Genomic DNA, 20,273 nt, shown 5'->3' on the forward strand with positions numbered 1-20,273 from the left:
CATGAAAATGGTGCTTAGTACCCGGGGTTCTGCGTCAACAGTCCTTTGCTCAGGTTAAGCTGCGTCTGCGGGATGGGCCAGTACTCGTGGGTGCCTTTTAGGAAGCGGGCCGTGGAAAGGTAGGTGCGGCGGCTTTTTTCGCGGGCAAAGTGCTCGTTCATTACCTGCTCGGCTACGCCCCAGCGCACGAGGTCGAAGAAGCGGTGGCCTTCCAGCGCCATCTCCAGGCGGCGCTCGATGCGCACGGCCTGGCGGGCCGTCTCCGGGTCAGTCCAGGCGGTGGCGTACTGGGCCACGTTGTAGCGCGCGGCGGGGGTGCCGTCGGCGTTGCGCACCTGGTCGGTGGTGGCCCGGCGACGGATTTGGTTGACGAGGGCGCGGGCGCCTTCCAGATTACCGGTCTCTACGAGGGCCTCGGCCTTAAACAAAAGCACGTCCGCCAGGCGAATGATGTCGTAGTTCAGGGCGCTCACCCACGGAAACTGGTTGAGATAGAAGGTAGAGCGGGAACTGACCATGCGCTTCTTAAAGGAGAACTGTCCGTAGGTGCCGGCGTCGCGCGCCCAGGTGGCCGCGTAGGGTGCCAGATCCAGAAACTGGATGCCGGGCCGAGCCACGGCGTGGTCCAGGCGGGGGTCCACAAAGTCGTTCACGCCCACATCCGACTTGTCGGTCTGGGGCAGGCCAGCGGCCGTGGTTTTGAAGGCATTCACCAGATCCTGACTGGGCATATCGAACCCGTAAACTGGGTAAAAAGGCCCCCCCGGGTTTAGCAGGCGCTCATCCAGGCTGCCGCGAAAGTTGCTCGGCGTGCCGTCGCGGATGGAACGCTCAATGGTGAACAGGCTTTCCGGGCCGTGCTCCTTGCTCGGGTCAAAGTTGTCGTGGTAGTTGTCGTTGAGGCGGTAAAGGCCCGTGGCCAGCAGGGCATCCACCGTCGAGATTACTTTCGGATAGTCTTTCGTGTACAGGTAAAGCTTGGCCAGGTAGGCCGTGGCGGCGCCCCTGCTCACGCGCCCCAGGTCCGTCTGCTTGGCGGGCAGGTTGGTTTGGGCCAGCAGAAAGTCGTTCTCAATGTTCTTCCACAGCTCGGCGTCCGACAAGTTGTTGGGCAGGTCGTACTCGGTGATGGTCCGGGGCGTTTCATCTACCCACGGGATGCGGTTGTAGATCTTCTTCAGATCGAAGTAGTAGTGGCCGCGCAGCAAGTGCAGCTCGCCCAGGCGGATGGCTTTCTGCGCGGCGCTCATGCCCGCGAAGTTGTTCACGGCCTGAATGGCGCGGTTGGTGCGGGCCACGCCTTCATAGCCGGCGCGCCACTTCCGATCCACATCAATGATGTTGGGGTTGGTCAGGAAGATTTCCATCAGGTGCATACCGTTCTGGTCGCCTACGCCCCCGCCACCCTTGTAGGCGTCGTCGGATACCACGTCGCCAAAGGTCCAGTTGGTGCCGGGCGAGTTGAAGGCATTGTTGCCTTCGTCAATTTGCCCCCCCAGGGGCGCGTAGGCCGCCGTTATCAGCGCTTCCACCGCCGCCAAGTTATTCAGGTCGGTAGAGGAGAGGCTGGCTTTGGGCTCCTGGTCGAGAAAGTCTTCCTGGCAGCCAGCCAATGCGGTAGCCAGCGCCAATACTAGAATCTTGTTTTTCATGATGCGAAAGAGTGAGACGGGTTAAAACCGGGCGTTAAGCCCGAACAATACCGCGCGGGGCTGCGGGTAGTAGCCCCGGTCCACGTTCTGGTCGAGGTTGCGGTCGGCGGCATTGTAGTTTTGCAGGTTCACCTCCGGGTCCATGCCGGTGTAGTCGGTAATGGTGAACAGGTTCTGGGCCTGCACGTACACGCGCAGACTGCTGGCCCGGATAGCGGAGGTCCAGGCCGCGGGCAGGGTGTAGCCGAGCTGCACATTTTTCAGGCGGGCGTACGAGCCGTTTTCCACGAAGTACGTGGAGGGCCGCAGCTCGTCGTTCACATTGGTTTTGCTGAGCTGGGGCAGCGTGGCGCCCGGGTTCTGGGGCGTCCAGGAGTCAAGGATGCGCGTGTTCTTGTTAAAAGGGTCGAAGGCGAAATCGGTGTGGTACTTACTGAAGTTGTAAATCTCAATGCCCTGCACGCCCTGGATGAATGCGCTCAGGTCGAAGCCCTTGTAGGAAGCATTCAGGTTCAGGCCGTAGGTGAAGTCGGGAGAAGGCTTGCCAATCTGCTGCTGATCCTGCACGTTCACGATGCCGTCGCCGTTCAGGTCCTGGTAGCGCCAGCGGCCGATGCCCTTGCCGTTCTGCGCCGGCGCCGCGTCCACTTCCTCCTGATTCTGGAAGATGCCATCTACCACGTAGCCGTAGAAATAGGCCACTGGCCGGCCTACTTCGGTGCGGGAAAGCGACTGACCCCGCGTGAGGTTGTTGCTCACGTAACCCGGAATCGCCAAGTTGCCCTCACCCAACGACAGCACCTTGTTGCGCACCGCTGACCCGTTGGCCGACACGCCCCACTGGAAGTCCTTGGTCGCGTCGCTCTGGTACGTGGCCTGAAACTCCACGCCCCGGTTGCGGATGCGGCCGGCATTTTCGTAGGGTACCAGCACTTCCCCCGCCAGGGCCGGGCGCGGCACCCGTACCAGCACGTCTTTGGTTTCCTTATCAAACCAGTCCACGCTGAAGTTCAGCTGATTGCTTAGTAGGCCGAAGTCGATACCGATATCAGTTTGGGTGGTGGTTTCCCACTTCAGGTTGCGGTTGCCGATGGCGCGGGCCGTGTAGCCGGTTTGCACGGTGCCGTTGCTGCCAGTAAGCGGGTAATTGGTGTTGGAGGGGCTGATGCCGTAGATGTCGAAGGCTGGGTAATTGCCGATTTCTTGGTTGCCGCTCTGGCCCCAGGAGCCCCGCAGCTTCAGGTTGCTCAGCCAGCTAACCTGCTTCAAAAAGGCTTCCTCCGACACGCGCCAGCCCGCCGAAAAAGCCGGAAACACGGCGTAGCGGTTGTTAGCCGGGAAGCGGCTGGAGCCATCACGCCGCACCGAGGCCGAGGCGAGGTACTTGCCCCCGAAGTTGTAATCCAGACGGCCGAACTGTGAGAACAGCGACCAGGCCGAGCCGGTGCCGCCGTTGGTTTGCAAGCCCTGACCCGCGTCGAGGTAGCGGAAATCCAGGTCACTGATCAGGAAGTTTTCGCGGTAGGCATTGAAGCCTTCCTCATTGTTTTCGATGGCCTCGGTACCCACCACGGCGGCTACATTGTGCTCCCCGAACGTGCGGCTGTAGCGCGCCGTGTTCGTCCAGGTCCAGTTGACGGTGTAGGCGTTGGTGTTGCTGAGGCTGGCAATGGGGTTGTTGGCAATGCCCTCCACGTAGCTGGGCGTGAAGCCCCGGAAGTTGCTGGTCAGGTAATCAATGCCGATGGAAGAGCGCACGAACAAATTGTCGGCCAGCTCCAGCTCGGCGTACGCGTTGCCCAGGGCGCGCAGGTTTTTGGTGGCGTTGTCGCGGGCGTTGTAGAGGGCGCGCAGGGGGTTGCCCGCGTCGCCCAGGCCGGCGGCGGGGCCGGCGAAGTTGCCTGCCTCGTCGCGGACCGGCACAATGGAGGGCAAGCGGAAGGCGTCGAACACCACCCCCCCGTTCACGGCATTGGAGGAGGCCTGCGTGGAGCGGCCGTAGCTGGCCGTGAAGTTTTCGCCTATTTTCAGCTTCTTGAGCACGGTATATTCCGTGTTCACGCGCAGCGAAACCCGCTTGAAGCCCGTGTAGTCCAGAATGCCGTCTTGGTTGAAGTAGGATAGGTTGATGGCGTGCCGGCTGGTCTCATTGCCCCCCGACAGCCCCAGCGAGTAGTTCTGGATGGGCGCGGTGCGGAAGATGGTCTTAAACCAGTTGGTGCCGCTCAGGTTCGGCCGCACGTCGGGGTTGCGCTGCAAGAATTCCGGCAGCACGGGCTGCGCCCCGTTGCCGTACTGCGGGTGGCTGGGCCGCTGGCCGCTGTTGCGCTGGGCATCAAACTCCACCTGCGCCAGCTCTGTCGGCGACACCATACTCGGCAGGTTATACACCGACTGCAGCCCGTAATAGGAGTCGAAACTCAGCTGCGTTCGACCGGCCTTGCCTTGCTTGGTAGTAATCACGACGACGCCATTCGAGGCCCGCGCCCCGTAAATGGCCGTCGACGAGGCGTCTTTCAGCACCTGCATCGACTCGACATCATTGGGGTTCAGTTGGTTCAGCCCCGCTTTGGTCGGCACCCCGTCGATAATGTAGAGGGGGTCATTGTCGCCCAGGGTACCCAGGCCGCGTACCCGCACCACGCTGTTGCCGCCCGGTGCGCCGTCGTTGCTGACCTGCACGCCCGCCACCTGGCCCTGCAATAGCTTATCTACGCTGGCCACCGGAAAGTTGCGTACCCGCTCCAGGGGCAAGATGCCGACGGCCCCGGTTACGTCTTTGGCTTCCTGGGTAGTATACCCCACTACGACCACCTGGTTGAGGGCCGTGACGTTGGCTTTCAGCGCGATATTGATGGTGCGCTGGGTGCCGACGCGGATTTCCTGCGCGTTGTAACCCAGAGAGTTAACTACCAAAATAGCGTCTTCGTCCGGCACCTGCAAGCGGTAGGCCCCGGCTTCATTGGTGGTGGCGCCCTCCGTAGAGTTCTTGATCTGGACCCGGGCTCCCGGCAGGGGCTCGCCCGTGGTGGCGTCGCTGACCACGCCTTGCACCTCCAGCGCCACGCTGCCCACCGGGCGGCTCAGGGCTGGCTGGGGGGCATTTTTCTCCACAATAATCTGCCCCGCCACCACCCGATAGCTCAAGCCCAGGGGGCCCAGCATCCGGTCCAGCACCTGGGCCAGGGACTCGCTGCTGGCCTGTATGCTGGTTTTCTCGTCCAGCAGCGGCAACTCACTGGTAAAGGCAATGGGCACGGCCGCCTGCTCGCTGATAGTTTCGAGGGCCTGCCGCAGCGTCCCCTGCTGTGCGGGGAAGCTGATGCGCTTGCGCAGGGCTTCCTGTGGAAGGTCCGGCGAAATCCAGGCCGCCGTCAGCATCGTAGTCAGCAGCAAGCCGGGTACCGGCCGCCGTAGGCCACGCAGCACCTGGGCAAGAGGAGAGTAGTTGTTGGACATAGAGTTGAGAATGAAAGAAGGTGGCAGATTGTATGAATGAGCGGCCGCAAGCCCCGAGGCAGGGGTAGCCGGTGCGTGACCGGGGGCCGTCAAGGAAGGCACAAGCCCCCGGCCAGCGGAGATGGCCAGATTAGCAAAATAAAAAGAGCAGCACAGGCAGGAGTCCTCACGGGCAGCCCTGGCCCTCCAGCCAGATAATGCGTTGATCGTCTGTGAAAGGACGGCTGCGCGTGAGGGCGCCGAGGACCTGTAGAACTTCGGGGAGCGTTTCGTCCTCAAAGTGTACCGTCAGACGGCAATTATCGAGGCGCCGGGCGCGCGGGCGAATAAGCACCCCATGCCGGGTGGAAAGTTTGTCGAGCACCTCTTCCAGGGGCGCGTCTTCAAAGCGGAGTTGCCCGCGCTGCCAGGCCAAACTCAGGCCCGGCTTCGCGATCCGTACTTTACGCAGCTTACGGGTGGTGCGCTCGAACACGGCCCGCTGGGCCGGCTGCAAGGCAACGTGCTGCTGGCTCGCCGCATCCCGGACGCTGACTGCGCCGGTCAGCACCGTCACTTCCTGCCGGGCCGCCCGGGCATAGGCGTATATGTTAAAGCTCGTGCCCACCACCCAAGTCTGCAAGGAACCACTGTGCACCACAAAGGGCTGGGCAGGATTCTTGGCCACCCGGAAATACGCTTCGCCCTCCAGAGACACATCGCGGCGGTTGGCGGCGAACTTCGTTGGATACGTCAAGGTGCTGCCCGCATTGAGTACGATCCGGCTGCCATCCGGCAGCGTAAGCGAGTCGATCTGGCCCGCCGGCACGCGCTTGTGCAGATAGACCAAGGCGGGCGTGGGCGTGGACGATGGCAGCAGCAGGTAATGGCCGCCCACGAATAAAAGCAACCCTATCACGGCCGCGGCGGCCCACATCCGGCCTGACCATGGCCGCTTCGCTGCTACGGCGGGCTTGGCCGGCACTTTGTGTAGGCGGGCTTCAATACCGGCCAGCAGCCGCGGAGGAGGAGCTGCCTCGTCCGCGGCTGCTGGCAACTGCTCGTACTCCGTTAGGGCGTCTTCCAGCTCCGGCCCCGACGCCTGCCCCAGCCAGCGCAAAAATGCTTGGTGCTCCGCCGGCGTGTGCTGGTTGGCTGCAAACTTCTGGAAAAAGAGGCGGCGCTGCTGCGGGGTCATGGTAGGGGCTTCTTTTACAAGACGGCGGTACTGCATGGAAGGACCCCTCCAAAAAACAAATTATTTTTTACCCACTGATAAGTGCCTGAATTGCATTCACCATTTCCCTGCTGTAGCTAGACAGGGGCACCGCACTCAGCAGGCACACGGCGCCGAAAGACCAGTTGCCATGCTGTTTTAAATACGTTTTCACAAAAGCGGTAGCCGAATAGAGCTGTTTCTTGACCACGGGCTTAGAAATGGAAAGCAGCTGAGCAATCTCGGCCAGGGAAAGCTCGTGCTGGGTACTTAGCAGAAAGATTTGCTTTCTTTTCGGCGGCAGTTGCGCAATGGCCCGCTGGGCCATTTGATAGTCTTGCTGATAAATCAGGGCGGTATCGGCTAATTCTGAGACAGTAACTTCCGGTCGAAATTGTTTCCGATGCGCTACCATCCGCTGCTGTTGCCGCCAATGGTCGACTACGAGGTTTTTGGTGATTTGGTAGGCGTAGGCCTTGCAAGCTGCAAGCTGTGGAAGCGTGCCGCGCCGCTCCCAAAGGCGCACAAATACTTCTTGCACTATTTCCTCGGCTTCTTCCGGGGATTTTACAAACAAGCACGTATAGCGGTACAAACCGTTGAGATACATACTATACAAATTCGAGAATGCATCTCTGTCACCCGATGCAACCGCCCGCAGCAACGTCTTTTCGTCTCGTTCCGTGCTCATAGGGTCATAGGGTCATAGGGTCATAGCTTTACAGCAAAAGTACTTCGTCCGTTTCGTCCCACTAGTTATCGAATTATTACCAATTTCACGATTAGGTCAGCTTCCTTACATAAATACAAAGTTGCGCCCTGCGGGCTTGGCGCTGCGAGTACCTTCGTGCGTCATTCTTTCCACCTCTTCTCGTTCCTATGGCGTCTACTACCCCTGCTTTAGTTAACTCGCCCGCTGCGGGCACCGATACGCGGCCGCGCTACACCACGGCATTGAGCGCCGTAACCACCCTGTTTTTCCTGTGGGGCTTCATCACCTGTCTCAACGACATCCTGATTCCCTACCTGAAAGCCATTTTCCAACTGAGCTTTGCGCAAGCCAACCTGATTAACCTATGCTTTTTTGGGGCCTATTTTCTGGTCAGTATACCAGCCGGCAAACTGGTGGCGCGGGTGGGCTACAAGCGGGGCATGCTGATTGGCTTTGCCGTGGCCGCGCTGGGTGCTTACCTCTTTTATCCGGCTGCCGCGCAGCGGGTGTACGGGCTGTTTCTGGCGGCGCTGTTCGTGCTGGCGGCCGGTATTACCATCCTGCAAGTAGCCGCCAATCCGTACGTGGCCATTCTGGGGCCCGCACGCTCGGCGGCGGCACGGCTAACGCTTACGCAGGCCTTCAATTCGCTGGGCACGGCGCTGGCCCCCTGGCTCGGTAGCGCCCTCATTCTGAGCAACCTGCCTACACTGAATACTGCCGCCAGCGCGGCCACCCTTGATGTGACGGCGGTGCAGATTCCGTACCTGGTGATTGGCACGGTGCTGCTGCTCATTAGCCTGATGCTGAGCCGGGTCAACTTGCCCCAGATCGTGCCGGCCACCGAAGAAGGGGCGGTGGCGGCGGGGGGGGCGGCACGCGCCTGGCACTACCGGCACCTGGTGCTGGGCGTGGGGGGCATTTTTGCCTACGTGGGGGCGGAGGTGTCTATTGGCTCGCACCTGGTTAACTACCTGGCCCTGCCGGATGTCGCGGGCCTGAACCCGGAAGCGGCCGGCCAGCGGGTTTCCTGGTATTGGGGAGCGGCCATGGTGGGCCGCTTTTTGGGGGCTTACTGGCTCAATAAATTTTCGCCAGCCAAGCTACTGGCTTGCAACGCGGGAGCGGCGGCCGTGCTGGTGCTCATCTCCAGCACTACCACCGGAGGCATAGCCATGTGGAGTCTGCTGACGGTGGGCCTGATGAACTCCATTATGTGGCCCGTGATCTTTCCGCTGGCCTTGTCCGGACTGGGGCGCCACACCGCAGAAGGATCCGGCCTGTTGTGCACCGCCGTCGTAGGCGGCGCGCTGGTGCCTATGCTGTTTGGCGTGGTGGCCGACCACGGCGGCCTGCGCCTGGCCCTGCTACTGCCGGTGCTGTGCTACCTATACATCCTGTGGTACGGCCTGCGCGGCAGCCGTCCACTGGCTGCGGCCTAGGGGCTCAAGCAGCCAAGCGCAGAAGCGGGAGGCAGCAAGGCTTAGGGCCCGTTGCAGAACCATATAGTTCGTTCGAGGAGCAGATGCTTAGCCTCACGAACTTTGCAAAAGACAGGTCAAACAGGATTGTCAGACCGTTTTTAATGAGTTGCAGCAGTGCTTGCATGCGCTGCGCAGGGTTCTGCAACAGCCACATCACTTTTGCAACAGCCACAGATCTTCTTAGATGTTAAAGAGAAAAAAGCAAACCAAGGAGATCGTAGAAGGGGATCGTTACCCAGGTAATTATTCCTCACTGGGGTTCTTGAGCTTGCTAAGCAGAACATAGGCTCCTTCGGTCACGTACTGACCCGTGGTGTCTGCGTTCGGGATGAATACCTCGCTGTAGCCGCCCGCCTGCTCGCCTCGGCGCACTTCGAGCATTTGAAAAACCTGCTTGCCCGCGGCGGCAGGCTCCTGGCGAAACACGTATTGCTTGCCCTCATAGCCAACGACGGCCTTATCGGGCAGGGCGGCCACGCGGCGATTCGTCGTTTCGACCACTGCCCTCACAAACATACCCGGCAGCAGGGCTGGGTCCTTTTCGCGGTCCAGATGGCCGTGCACGCGCACGGTGCGCTGCTGCTCGTCGACGGTGCGGCCAATGAGATAGATCCTGGCAATGCGCTCGGCGCTGCTGTCGTTAGGAAGGGTGAAGCGGATGCGCTGACCCTTTTTAAGCTGGGGCACGTCCTTTTCAAACACGGTGAGTTCCACGTGCAGATGGTCCGGATCCACGAGCTCGAACAGCGCGTCGGTGGGCGTCACGCTCTGGCCCACGGTGACGTTGACCGTCTTGACAAAGGCATCCTTGGGGGCCCGCAGCGTGGCCGTGCTCACGAAGGGCCGGGAGCCCATGGGTAGGCCAGCCAGCCGCAGCCGGGCCTGCTGCCCGGCAGCCTGGGCCTGCAGGGCACCGTATTCCGCCTGGGCCCGCTGCAAATTTTTGGCCGGTGCCGCTTCTTCGCGCACCAGTTCGCGCTGGCGGTCCAGTTCGGCCTTGGCGTAGGTGAGCTGGCTTTGCGTTTCTAGATAGCTCTGCTGCAATTGAATGAACTCGGGGTTGCGAATGGTGGCCAGCACCTGCCCCTTGCGTACCCGCGTCCCCTGTAGCAAGGAAGTGCGCTCAACGATGCCCCCGAGCGGGGCACTGATGGCTATGAGTTGGTCCGGGGGCACGTCGAGTACGCCATTGACCTTGAGGCCGCCCCCGAGCACGCGCTGGGTCAGGGGGCCTGTGCGCACGGCCGCCAGCGCCTGCTCGTCGGCCGAGAGGGTAACTTGGTGCGCCGGCGCGGCCGTGGTGTCGGTCGCGGCGGCGGAAGCAGCGGATTCCGGGGCTTCATCGCCGGATGGGTCTGCCCGGTTGCAACTGGCATTGAGCAGCAAAGAAAGAACGGCGAGCGTATAAAACGTGGTTTTCATGGAGAAGCGGAGGCTGAAAAGACAAGAAGAAGCGGACTATTCGCCGGCACTGAAGAGGTAGTCCAGTTCGATGACAGTCTGGTTGTGCTGCAGCAGCGCGTCGAGGTAATCGGTGCGCAGGCGCTGGGCCCGCTCGAGGTTGAGCAGGTATTCGGTGTAGCCGTTCTCCCCCGCCTGGAAGGCTTTGGTGGCCACGCGGGTGATGACCGCCGCCTGGGGTAGGCCCGTTTGCTCGTAGAACTGCAGGCGCTGCTGCTGCTCGGCGCGTTGGAGCAAGAGCTCATCCACGCAGCCCGCCAATTCGGCCTGGTAGCGGCTCAGCCCGGTTTGGGCCACCTTTTCCTGCCGGCGGGCCGCCTGCACCCGGGCCTTCTGCGGCCCCGGCACCAGCGGCACCGCCACCGTGGCTTGCACTCCCTGGAACCGGTCGCCGGCTCCGTAGGTGCGGGTGGTGCCGTCCACCACCTGGGGCCCGATAATGGACTGGTTGAAGTAGCCCACACTCAGGTTCGGCTTGCCCTGGGCCTGCGTCACCCGGGTTTCGGCCCGGGCCACGGCCACCTGCTGGCGGAGCACCTGTGCTAGGAGGCTGCGAGCGAAAACGGTGGTATCTCCCGGCGCGACGCTGACGTGCGGGGTCAGAGCTGTCAGGGTGCTGTCAGCTACCGCGACGGGCTGCGGGCGCTGCAGCAGGGCCTGCAGCTGGCGCACGGCCACCTGGTACTCGGTGCGGGCCCGAGCCAGCAGCGTTCGGGTTTCGCCCTGCTGAATGAGGGCCGTGGCCACTTCCAGGCGAGCGGTTTCGCCGGTGCGAAAGCGCAACTGCGCGGCGCGCACAAAGGCCGTGTAGAGGCTATCCTGCACCCGCAGCGTACACAGACGGTGGCGGGCGTGCACGGCTGCTTCATATTGTAAGCGCACCTGCCGGCGCACATCAGCGCGGGCTAAGCCCAGTTGCTGCTCCTTGGTGGCTACCTGTGCCTGGGCTAGGGCCGACAGGGTGCGGTAGTACCCTGGCCAAGCCAGGGGCTGGGTGATGGTGAATAAGTTGTCGTTGTGGACAGAGTTGTACTGTCCGTAGCTGGCCTGCACGGTAGTGCGGCCAATGTCACGGGCGGCCCGGACGCTGGCCTGCTGGGCATCTAGCTGCTGCTGGGCTCCGAGCACGGTCCCGCTCTGACGCAGCGCCGCGTCCACGGCCTGGGTAGCGTTCAGCGCCCCGTCGGCTGGTGTGCCGGGCTGCTGGGCCCGGGCACTGCCGAATAGCAGCGATAGACCCAAAGCAAGCACCAGCACGCCCAGTCCCCCCACCTTGGCAGCCGATGCTGCCGTCTGCCGTTCGGCCCGCCGGGCGGTCCAGGTTTCCTCCAGGTAGTAGAGCACGGGCAACACCAGCAGGGTGAGCAGGGTAGCGGTTACCAGGCCGCCAATCACAACCGTGGCCAGGGGCTTTTGCACTTCGCCGCCCGCTGAATGGGACAGGGCCATGGGCAGGAAGCCGAGCGAGGCCACGGCCGCCGTCATCAGCACCGGGCGCAGACGCACGTGGGTGCCTTGCAGGATGCGGTCCCTGAGGTCTGTCATCCCTTCCTCCTTGAGTTGGTTGAAGTAGCCGATGAGCACGATGCCATTGAGCACGGCCACGCCAAAGAGGGCAATAAAGCCCACCCCGGCCGAGATGCTGAAGGGCATGCCGCGCAGCCACAACGCCAGGATGCCCCCGATGGCGGAGAGCGGAATGGCCGTGAAAATCATCACCGACTGGCTGATGGAGTGGAACGTGGCGTACAGCAGTAAAAAGATGAGCAGCAGGGCCACCGGCACCGCTAGCAGGAGCCGGTCCCGCGCGGACTGCAGGTTCTCAAATTGCCCCCCATACGTCACGTAGTAGCCCGGCGCAAACTTCAGGCGCTGCTCGATGCGCTGCTGCACCTGCTGCACGAGGCTTTCCACGTCGCGGCCCCGCACGTTGAAGCCGACGATGATGCGGCGCTTGGCGTCGTCGCGCTGAATCTGGCTGGGTCCCGAAATCAACTCTACTTTCGCTAACTGCTCCAGGGGAATCTGCCGGCCGTCGGGCGTGGCCACGAACAGCTGGCGCAGGTTGCGGATGTCCTGGCGGTAGCTTTCCTGCAGGCGCACCACGAGGTCAAAGCGGCGCTCCTGCTCGAAAACTTGGCCCGCGACCTGGCCGGCAAAGGCCGTCTGAATGGTGCGGTTCACGTCCTTGACGGACAACCCGTACTGGGCCAGCCTGTCGCGGTCGAGCTGGGCCACAATCTGGGCCTGACCCGTGGCCCGCTCCACGTAGAGGTCGGTGGCGCCGGGCAGGCCTTTCACTAGCTCGCCTACCGCCGTGGCGTAGTCGTCGAGCTGCTGCAAGTCCTCCCCGAAAATCTTGATGACCACGTCCTGCTTGGCCCCGGAAATCAGCTCGTTGAAGCGCATCTGAATGGGTTGCTGGAAGCCGAAGGTCACGCCGGGAATACGGGTGAGCTGGGCCGACATCTTCTCCACCAACTCCTCGCGGGTACTGGCTGAGGTCCACTCGTCTTTGTCCTTGAGCACGATGATCAAGTCACAGGCTTCAGTGGGCATGGGGTCGGTGGGAATCTGCGAAGAACCCACCTTGGCCACCACTTCCTTGACTTCGGGGAAGTGCGTGAGCAGGATGCCCGCCGCCTGCTGGGCTTTCTCCGCGGTGTAGGTAATGGAGGAGCCGGGCAGCACACGGGTTTCCACGGCAAAATCGCCCTCCTCAAGGGTCGGAATAAATTCGCCCCCCAGGGTGCGAAACAGCAGCACCGTGCCCACCAGCAAGACGAGGGCCGAGCCCAGAATCAGGGTTTTGGCGCCCAGCGTCCACGCCACCACGCGCTGGTAGCGTTGGGCCAGCTGGCCGAGGATGCGGTCAGAGAAGCCGTGGCGGGCCGTTTGCTTGCTCAGGGCCAGCGCCGACATCATGGGCACGTAGGTCAGAGACAGAATAAAGGCCCCCAGAATAGCGAAGCCCACGGTTTGGGCCATAGGCCGAAACATCTTGCCCTCGATGCCGCCCAGGGCCAGCAGCGGCAGGTACACAATAAGGATAATAATCTCGCCAAACGCGGCCGAGGAGCGGATTTTGCTGGCGGCATGGTAGACCTCGTCGTCCATCTCTGCGGCGCTTAGAACTTCGGACCCGGCGGGGCGCTTGAGCACGGCCAGGCGGTGCACGATGGCTTCCACGATAATCACGGCCCCATCGACAATCAGCCCGAAGTCAATGGCCCCGAGCGAGAGCAAATTGCCCGACACGCCAAACAGGCGCATCATGCCGAGGGCAAAGAACATGGCCAGCGGAATGACCGAAGCGACCACGAGGCCGGCCCGCCAGTTGCCCAGGAATAACACCAGCACGAAAATCACAATCAGGGCACCTTCGGCCAGGTTCGTAGTCACCGTGCTGATGGCCTGGTCCACGAGCTTGGTGCGGTCCAGGAAGGGCTCAATAACTACCCCTTCGGGCAGGGTTTTCTGAATGGTGGCCATGCGCTCCTTCACCGCCTGGATGACGGCCGAGGAGTTGGCGCCCTTGAGCATGAGCACCAGCGCGCCTACCACTTCGCCTTCCTGGTTGCGGGTCATCATGCCATAGCGCACGGAGTGGCCGAAGCGTACCTGGGCCACGTCCCGCACCAGGATCGGTACGCCGCCGGCTGGGGCCCGCACCACCATGCGGCCCACGTCTTCCAGCGAGCCGGCGAGGCCTTCCGAGCGAATGAAGTAGGCCGCCGGGTTCTTGTCGATGTAGGCCCCGCCGGTGTTCTCGTTGTTCTGCTCCAAGGCGTTGTACACTTCCGTGACGGTGACGCCCATCGAGCGCAGGCGCTCAGGGTCCAGGGCTACTTCATACTCTTTCACGTAGCCGCCGAAGGAGCTCACATCGGCCACGCCGGGGGTGCCGAGCAGCTGCCGGCGCACCAGCCAGTCCTGCATCGTGCGCAGCTCCGTGGCCGAGTATTTCTTTTCGTAGCCCTTCTTGGGGTGCAGCACATACTGGTAAATCTCCCCGAGGCCCGTAGTGACGGGGGCCAGTTGGGGGATGCCGGTGCCGGGCGGAATCTGGCGCTCGGCATCCTTGAGGCGCTCGGTGACCTGGTTACGCGCCCAGTATACGTCCACCTCATCGGGAAAGACGATGGTCACGACCGAGAGGCCGAAGCGGGAAAACGAGCGCACCTCGTCCACATCCGGAATGGTGGCAATGGCCTGCTCGATGGGGAAGGTGACGAGCCGCTCCACGTCGGGCGCCCCGAGCGAAGGGATCTGGGTGATGACCTGCACCTGGTTGTTGGTGATGTCGGGCACGGCATCGATGGGCAGGTGCACCACCGAGTAGCTACCCCAGGCGATCAGGGCCAGCGTGAGCAGGCCGATGAGCAGCTTGTGGGTAATGGAGAAGTGAATGATGCGGTCGAGCATGAGGCGCTGAACAGGGGTAAGCGAGAAGTTAGAAACAGAGGGAGCGGCCGCGGGCACGTAAAAGGTCCGGACCGGAACGAGCATAGCCATTCCAGCGCGGACCTTGATAGGGGCGCTTCTTCAGATTACCAGCGAACCAAGAAAGATGCGCAGGTCGGGGATTTTCGGTTTGCGGTGCTCCGGGGGCACTAGCACCACGGCCTGCTGGCGGTCCCAGGCCCGAAACAGCCGGCACAGAAAGCGCTGCGCCGGGGGCAGGGCCAGCACGGCGGGCGCCGCGGGTGAGGCGAGCAGCTTGAGCAGCGGGGCAAGACTCATGAGCTGCTGCCCGTCGCCACTGCTGCAGGCATGCTGAGATGAGTGGGCGCCGGACTTGGACCCGGGCGCCAGGTCATTCGGGTGATCCTGCTTCTCGTGGGCCTCATCATGGTGATGATGAGCCTGCGGCATGCTCGGCAGGTGCAGGTGTTTCGCTGCTTCGTGGGACAGCACCCGAGCCAGTGCTACCACCGGCCCCAACAGCGCACTCACAAAGACGACCAGCAGGGTCGTCGCCGTTAGGCGGCGGGCAGAGCGGTGGAGTCGGAGCATAGGCAAGAGGTAAAGGTACCGAAAGCCGCGTTCTTTCCCATAGGACGCCGAGGCGAGGTAGTCCTGCTCAGCGGTGGTGGGATCTTGCCCCCGCGTAGGATGCTAGCCAAAGCCAAGCTCCTAAGCAGCAAAGAGCTAACCTTCGCTTGTTTCATTGAGATGGCGATGGTTGTGGTCGGCCCGCTGACTTTGAACATGCAGTCCTCAAAGGTGGGGACTTTAAAGCGCGGCTTCACGTTGTTGACAAGGCAAACGGCTCGATGGGAATCCCCACCATGTTGCGGCCCACCACGTCATTCTAGTTCAAATCCTGGGTGACAACAATAGCCACTCCCCGAGCGGCAACTGCATTGGGTACACCACTTTGTTGCTGCCGCTAGGCTTGATGTGCTTGAGCAGCGTGTAGTGATTGCGGACCAGAAAGTTCGCCTTCCCGTGGTACAAGTACAGCTTCAACGTGGCCTTGGTGGACGGCAAGTTAGTCACCACCACGGTGACGGCCGTGTTCGCCGCAGGGGGCGTGGCAGTACTAACGGGCAACCAAGCGGCGGCAGTGAGCCAAACAAAAAACCAACACGGTCATAGCAGCGAAGTAGCGGTGAGCAGGCCCCGGTAAACTGTGAGGCTTGGATGTCCGAGCATACATGCCCGGCATCGGATTAGTTGCTTAGAGGTAGGCACGCTAATTCCTAAGGTCTCTTTCAGCATGGCGGCCGGATGCGTCATTGTTTGGCAGCGGTCCAACGCCAACCTTCGCTTATGCAATGGATAACCCGGGAGCGTTCCAAGATTGAACGGCTTGCCTGTCCCTGGCTGATTCTGCGGTTTATCGACCCGCAGGCGGAGATTGCGTACGTGCCGGCCCCTGAGGTCGTGGCCCCCGCCGAGCGCATCGGTGCCATTGCCTTCGACGGGGGGCATGGAGTTTTTCCACTATGGGGCGGAATGCATCTTTGACTACTTCCTGAAAAAGTAGGCGCTAACGGACCCGGCCCTGCACGCTAAGGGCCCCATCATCCGGGGCGCCGACACCGACAGCCACGCCCTGACCCCGCAGGCGGCGGGTCTGTGGGCCATTTCCGCTGGGCTGGCTTACAACAGCCAAGACGACCAGCAGTTCTTGCAGTAGGGCCGGGTGCTCTACAACGCACTCTACACCTGGGCCCAGCGCCTGCAGCACCAGGCCCACACCCAGGAGCCGGAGGAGCAGCCGCTGGTACAGGTGTACTCGGCTTACCTGCAGCGCACCCGGGAAAGCCACGCGCTCCCGCCTTCGCTGAGCGACTAGGCTCCGGCCCTCTCCGATTGGCGGCCAGCTGTCCCAGGCGTGGGGAGAGTAGGCACCCCGTAGCCCAGTCCCAGCGAACCGTGGCATTGACCCCAAAATCGACGCAACGAACAGACCATTTTTGCGCGATTAATAAGCTACCTAGGTCTTAGCCTTTTGGTGGCGGGGGCCACCAGTTGCTTAGGCGAGCGGGTAAGATCGCATAGGCCAAACTAGGTAGAACAATCGACTCAATTAGTCATGGTAATTAGGACTCTATCCTTTCCTGGCTTCCTGTTCCAATAACCAGGATAACAGGAGGGCCAAGTAGTCGGACCAAAAAGAATCAGGCGGTTAACTTTCAGAACCTACCTTCTTGCCCCCATGACTCAACCCTTCGGCTACGCCCGCGGCCCCACCCTGGACCACAACCTGGATACCCAACTGGACATTATCATCAAGGCCGGCTGCGACCACATTTTCCAGGACAACATCTCGGGGTTGAGCCGGCCGCGACCCGCGCTCGAGGAGCTGCTGGGCCTGTTACGGGCGGGTGACACGGTGCTAGTAGCTCGTTTCTTTCGCCTGGGTCGTAGCCGCGACCACGTCTTCACCTGGTCAACTCCTTCCATGCGCGCGGCGTCCACTTCAAAGCCCTGGATTTGGGCATCGACACCACGCCGCCGGCGGGCAAGTTCATGCTCTCCGTCTTCGCCTCGCTGGCCGAGTACGACCGCGAGAGCATCCTGGAGAAGACCAAGGCCGGCCAGCAGCTGGCCGCCGCCCAGGGCAAACACCTCGGCCGGCCCAAGGGCTGCATGCCGAGAACCTGGCCAAAGTGCGGATCGCGCTGGAAAAAGGCTTGTCCGTCACCGAAACCGTGGAATTAACCGGCATCAGCCCCTCCCGCGTCAAACGCTCCCGCCAGCACTTGCCGGCCGCGCTTTTTTAACCCGATGGATGCTCACATGGGCTCCGAGCAAGCTTACTGGACTACTCATTCCCTCTGTGAGTCTACACTACAACGCGCTACTTCAGCTGCTGCGCCGCTTTTGACTCCTGCAGAAATAGCACCGCGTCGAACTCGCTGCGCAACTCATGGGAGGCAAAATTCTGCGACGCCTCCTGAATGCCGATGTCGCGAAACTCCTGCTGCTGAAAAAGCCAGGCGTTGTCATCATTCCGTTCCAGCCGGCGCATATCCAACACGAAGGCGGGCAGTTTGGCGGCCTGAAACCACGCCTCGTACGAGCCCGCCGGGGCAGGTTGCGCGGCTACCGAATGAAACGTGCGACCGCCCTCGGCCGCGTAGCTGCCCTGTCCGAAGGCAAAGCCCAACGATAAATACAGCGGACCAAAGCGGTCGCGCAACCACTCCCCCAGGGGGCGCTGGCGTTGGGCGAAGGTGGCCACGTGCGCATTGTGCGCCCAAACAGCCAGCTTGGCCGGGGTGCCATTCAGACCCAGGTGTTGGCTGAGCCAAACTACGTTTTCAGCCATGCAGGCGTCGCGGTAGTCGCTGCCCTGACGCAGGGGTAGGCGCCGGAAGGTGGCGCCCTGCTCCAGCCGGCGCAGCTCAAACAGGAAGCGCGCCTGCTGGCGGGCAGTCCAATCGGGGCTGCGGACGAGCTTGAAACGGGTATCGAGGCCGGTGCGCAGCTCGCGGGTGAGGCGCAGCAGCGTTTGCAGGCGAGCATCGTCGGGCTGGTGGGGCGTCTGGAATAGGTCGATGGCAGGTCCACCGCCGCTGCGCGGAATCTGGGCCAGCACCGCGGCTAGTTCCCGCAGCCGAGTCTGCACAAACGCGTCGTCGGGGCGGGCCGCCCGTTGCAGGAACGCCAGCGCGTTTTCGGGCGCCTGCATATCCATGCCGGCGAACTGTACTTTGGCCACGCCGGGGCGCTGGTTGTGGGCGCGCAGGTAGCGCAGTAGGGCCAACACTTCCTGGGTGCCGAACGGGCCCAAACTGCCCACCAGCCGGGCCAGGTCGCCCTGCCCGGTTTGCAGATACTGGTTCAGCGGCTCGCAGTCGGCGCTGCTTTCCAGCACGAAACCCGTAAAGCCTTTCTGCTCCACCAAGTAGCGCACCAGTCGGTGCTTCATCTCGAATATGCTGCCCGAGCCGTGCGTCACCTCGCCTAACCCTACTACCCGCGCAGTGCCAATCAGCGGTCCCAGCGCGGCCAAATCCGGTGTTTTGACCGCCGCACCGGCCACCGGCGCAAGGACTGGCACCAGCGCCCGACGCAGCCAGGCTACCTCAGCAGTGGTGGGCGCAGCGGGCGCGGGCGGCGGGGCCGGTACGTAGGGCCGCCCATCGAGGCTGAAGGTAAAATCATCCAGCAGCACGGTGGCCGGGCCGGGCAGGCGCACACCCAGCGACAGGTCGGTCGCAAATTCGTCGTCGGCCACCGGTATACTCAGGCTGAATGCAGTCCACTCGGCACCCGGCCGGGGGGGCGAGGGCAGTTCTACCACTCCGTAGCTCCACTGCGACTCGGTGCCACCGCGGCCATCGGTGCCGAGCCGGGCGTAGGTGAAAACCGGCGAGGCGGGCCCTCTCGCGCTGGCCGGGACTAGCTGGCGCCAGTAGCCGCTCACTTTTAGTATTTTGCCACGCAGGTGCGCGATGGGCAACGCGCCCAAGTACACCACGGGCACCGCCTCCCCGGGCCGGCCGGGCGGGGCGGCCGTCAGGCGCAGGCTGCGGCGGCCCTGCCGGGGCTGCAAGCTATCCAGGCGCAGCGTGACGCGGGGAGGGTCGGGGCAGGCGGCGGCGGGCGGCAGCTGCTCGAAGCTCCAGGTAGGGGTGTGGCGCGCCTGGGCGGTCAGCAACAGGGCCTCGGTGCCGGCTAGCGGCTGGTCCTGATACAGGCGGCCGTTGATGCGCACCTCTACGTCATCAAACCAGACCTGCCCGCTGCCATAGGCGCGCACGCCCAGGCCAAAGGCGGTGGCGGTTGGCTTCACGGCCAGCGTCAGTTCCAGGCGGCGCCACTCCTGGTTGGGCGGCAGGTTGTCGAGTTGGTCGCGACGGTCTTTGCCGTCGTTATCGGGCGTGTGGGCGTAGGCATACAGGCCGGCCTGACCCGCGAAGTGGCGGGTGCGCATCCAGCCACTAACCGTGACGAGCCGGCCGCGCACCGAGTCTACGGGAAAAGAAAACAGGGTATACATGGCGGCGGAAGTGGGTTCGTTGGCTTTTTCCAGCTCGAGGCGGAGGCTGCCCCGACCCTGCCGGAACGTCATTGTATCCACCTGCACGACCGTGCCCCCATCCATTTTGCGGGCCCACAGTAGCAACGGCCGGCGGCGATTGGCCTCGGCCTCCAGGGCGAGGTTGAGGCGCGCCTGAGCCGGGGCCAGCAGGGGGTGCAGCAGGAGTAGCAGCAAGGCCAGCTGCTGATTGGTTTTGGAAAGCAACATGGCAAGCAGCGTAGGATACGAATGTAGGGCATTGTTAAATAAATAAGGCCAAACCTCCTATTCGGCCTCACATCTGGCTATATTTTGTATTTATTGATATGCCCTACAACGCATTATGGGAGAGCATTAAAAAGTGTGGGGCGGTGTTCAATCACCGCTCAGGTTAGGAAGCCGTATTGGGTGGTGAAGGCTATAAGCCAATCGGTCATCCCCGGCCCTGCAATTTTAGATTCTGTCCCTACACTTTTTGATGCTCTCCTACAAGGCCTCTCCTTAATCGAAACGGTGGAACTGATCGGCATCGGCATCTCCCGCGTCAAACGCTACCGCAAGCCTCTACAGGCCGCGCTCACCTGAGTGTACGGCTGCCCCGACGGGCTTAGCGTAATTTTATCCCCCCACTGCTATAAGAAGGCCAAGTAAGGCCCCGCTTTGCTAATAGGGTACGTCCCTTCCTCTTGTCTACTTCTGCCGTATCCCACTCACCCTCTGCTTCCCTTCACTCGAATCATTACGCGAGCGCCGGGAAATCAAGCTGACTGGTAAGGCAGGGGGAGCCTGAGCCCTTACTTCGCTTTCCAGCAGGACCTGCTTGCCCGAA

13 protein-coding genes and 1 pseudogene are annotated in these 20,273 nt (G+C 62.4%); 6 read left to right on the forward strand and 8 right to left on the reverse strand.

The window, feature by feature from the left end:
* Positions 1-14: 14 nt before the first annotated feature.
* The 4 genes from H8B13_RS18425 to H8B13_RS18440 all read right to left on the reverse strand — a co-directional run bounded on the left by H8B13_RS18425 (position 15) and on the right by H8B13_RS18440 (position 6,997).
* A complete protein-coding gene (locus tag H8B13_RS18425) occupies positions 15-1,652 on the reverse strand; it encodes a RagB/SusD family nutrient uptake outer membrane protein (protein WP_187312299.1) in 1,638 nt (545 codons plus the stop codon).
* Between the two features lie 21 nt (positions 1,653-1,673).
* On the reverse strand, positions 1,674-5,111 hold the full coding sequence (locus H8B13_RS18430; RefSeq protein ID WP_187312300.1) for a TonB-dependent receptor: 3,438 nt from the start codon (positions 5,109-5,111) through the stop codon (positions 1,674-1,676).
* 166 nt (positions 5,112-5,277) lie between these two features.
* A complete protein-coding gene (locus H8B13_RS18435; protein WP_187312301.1) occupies positions 5,278-6,324 on the reverse strand; it encodes a FecR family protein in 1,047 nt (348 codons plus the stop codon).
* Positions 6,325-6,355: 31 nt separating this feature from the next.
* A complete protein-coding gene (locus tag H8B13_RS18440) occupies positions 6,356-6,997 on the reverse strand; it encodes an RNA polymerase sigma factor (protein WP_187312302.1) in 642 nt (213 codons plus the stop codon).
* Positions 6,998-7,185: 188 nt separating this feature from the next.
* On the opposite strand from H8B13_RS18440, the gene H8B13_RS18445 reads away from it, so the two are divergent.
* Positions 7,186-8,460, forward strand: a complete 1,275-nt coding sequence (locus H8B13_RS18445) for a sugar MFS transporter (RefSeq protein WP_187312303.1) — start codon at positions 7,186-7,188, stop codon at positions 8,458-8,460.
* A 285-nt stretch (positions 8,461-8,745) separates the two neighbouring features.
* Here the strand turns inward: H8B13_RS18445 and H8B13_RS18450 are convergent, their stop codons facing one another.
* The 3 genes from H8B13_RS18450 to H8B13_RS18460 all read right to left on the reverse strand — a co-directional run bounded on the left by H8B13_RS18450 (position 8,746) and on the right by H8B13_RS18460 (position 14,979).
* Positions 8,746-9,924, reverse strand: coding sequence for an efflux RND transporter periplasmic adaptor subunit (locus H8B13_RS18450; protein ID WP_187312304.1), 1,179 nt, complete (start codon positions 9,922-9,924; stop codon positions 8,746-8,748).
* Between the two features lie 36 nt (positions 9,925-9,960).
* A complete protein-coding gene (locus H8B13_RS18455; protein ID WP_187312353.1) occupies positions 9,961-14,388 on the reverse strand; it encodes a CusA/CzcA family heavy metal efflux RND transporter in 4,428 nt (1,475 codons plus the stop codon).
* 120 nt (positions 14,389-14,508) lie between these two features.
* Entirely contained in the window at positions 14,509-14,979 is a 471-nt protein-coding gene (locus H8B13_RS18460; RefSeq protein WP_187312305.1) for a hypothetical protein, read from the reverse strand.
* Positions 14,980-15,388: 409 nt separating this feature from the next.
* Between H8B13_RS18460 and H8B13_RS18465 the strand changes: the two genes are divergently transcribed.
* The 5 genes and pseudogenes from H8B13_RS18465 to H8B13_RS18480 all read left to right on the forward strand — a co-directional run bounded on the left by H8B13_RS18465 (position 15,389) and on the right by H8B13_RS18480 (position 17,136).
* Positions 15,389-15,595, forward strand: a complete 207-nt coding sequence (locus H8B13_RS18465; protein ID WP_187312306.1) for a hypothetical protein — start codon at positions 15,389-15,391, stop codon at positions 15,593-15,595.
* A gap of 143 nt (positions 15,596-15,738) precedes the next feature.
* Positions 15,739-15,936: a chromate resistance protein ChrB domain-containing protein gene (locus H8B13_RS21370; protein ID WP_261990449.1), complete on the forward strand. Its 198-nt coding sequence runs from the start codon at positions 15,739-15,741 to the stop codon at positions 15,934-15,936.
* Positions 15,937-15,994: 58 nt separating this feature from the next.
* Positions 15,995-16,108 carry a hypothetical protein gene (locus H8B13_RS21375; protein ID WP_315985165.1) on the forward strand — a complete coding sequence of 38 codons (114 nt, stop codon included), beginning with the start codon at positions 15,995-15,997 and terminating at the stop codon, positions 16,106-16,108.
* Positions 16,109-16,114: 6 nt separating this feature from the next.
* Positions 16,115-16,267, forward strand: a complete 153-nt coding sequence (locus tag H8B13_RS21380; protein ID WP_187312307.1) for a hypothetical protein — start codon at positions 16,115-16,117, stop codon at positions 16,265-16,267.
* Positions 16,268-16,630: 363 nt separating this feature from the next.
* Positions 16,631-17,136: pseudogene (locus H8B13_RS18480) on the forward strand (recombinase family protein).
* A gap of 139 nt (positions 17,137-17,275) precedes the next feature.
* Here H8B13_RS18480 and H8B13_RS18485 read toward each other — a convergent pair.
* A complete protein-coding gene (locus H8B13_RS18485) occupies positions 17,276-19,672 on the reverse strand; it encodes an erythromycin esterase family protein (protein ID WP_187312308.1) in 2,397 nt (798 codons plus the stop codon).
* Between the last annotated feature and the right edge of the window lie 601 nt (positions 19,673-20,273).

The organism is Hymenobacter sp. BT188 (assembly GCF_014333585.1).
Lineage (GTDB): Bacteria > Bacteroidota > Bacteroidia > Cytophagales > Hymenobacteraceae > Hymenobacter.

What these genes read in the sequence shown, in the direction of transcription:
- H8B13_RS18450 (WP_187312304.1), bottom strand. Translation starts at nt 9,924, where the DNA reads ATGAAAACCACGTTTTATACGCTCGCCGTTCTTTCTTTGCTGCTCAAT.
- H8B13_RS18445 (WP_187312303.1), top strand. Translation starts at nt 7,186, where the DNA reads ATGGCGTCTACTACCCCTGCTTTAGTTAACTCGCCCGCTGCGGGCACC.
- H8B13_RS18440 (WP_187312302.1), bottom strand. Translation starts at nt 6,997, where the DNA reads ATGAGCACGGAACGAGACGAAAAGACGTTGCTGCGGGCGGTTGCATCG.
- H8B13_RS18455 (WP_187312353.1), bottom strand. Translation starts at nt 14,388, where the DNA reads ATGCTCGACCGCATCATTCACTTCTCCATTACCCACAAGCTGCTCATC.
- H8B13_RS18460 (WP_187312305.1), bottom strand. Translation starts at nt 14,979, where the DNA reads ATGCTCCGACTCCACCGCTCTGCCCGCCGCCTAACGGCGACGACCCTG.
- H8B13_RS18430 (WP_187312300.1), bottom strand. Translation starts at nt 5,111, where the DNA reads ATGTCCAACAACTACTCTCCTCTTGCCCAGGTGCTGCGTGGCCTACGG.
- H8B13_RS18485 (WP_187312308.1), bottom strand. Translation starts at nt 19,672, where the DNA reads ATGTTGCTTTCCAAAACCAATCAGCAGCTGGCCTTGCTGCTACTCCTG.
- H8B13_RS21370 (WP_261990449.1), top strand. Translation starts at nt 15,739, where the DNA reads ATGCAATGGATAACCCGGGAGCGTTCCAAGATTGAACGGCTTGCCTGT.
- H8B13_RS18425 (WP_187312299.1), bottom strand. Translation starts at nt 1,652, where the DNA reads ATGAAAAACAAGATTCTAGTATTGGCGCTGGCTACCGCATTGGCTGGC.
- H8B13_RS18435 (WP_187312301.1), bottom strand. Translation starts at nt 6,324, where the DNA reads ATGCAGTACCGCCGTCTTGTAAAAGAAGCCCCTACCATGACCCCGCAG.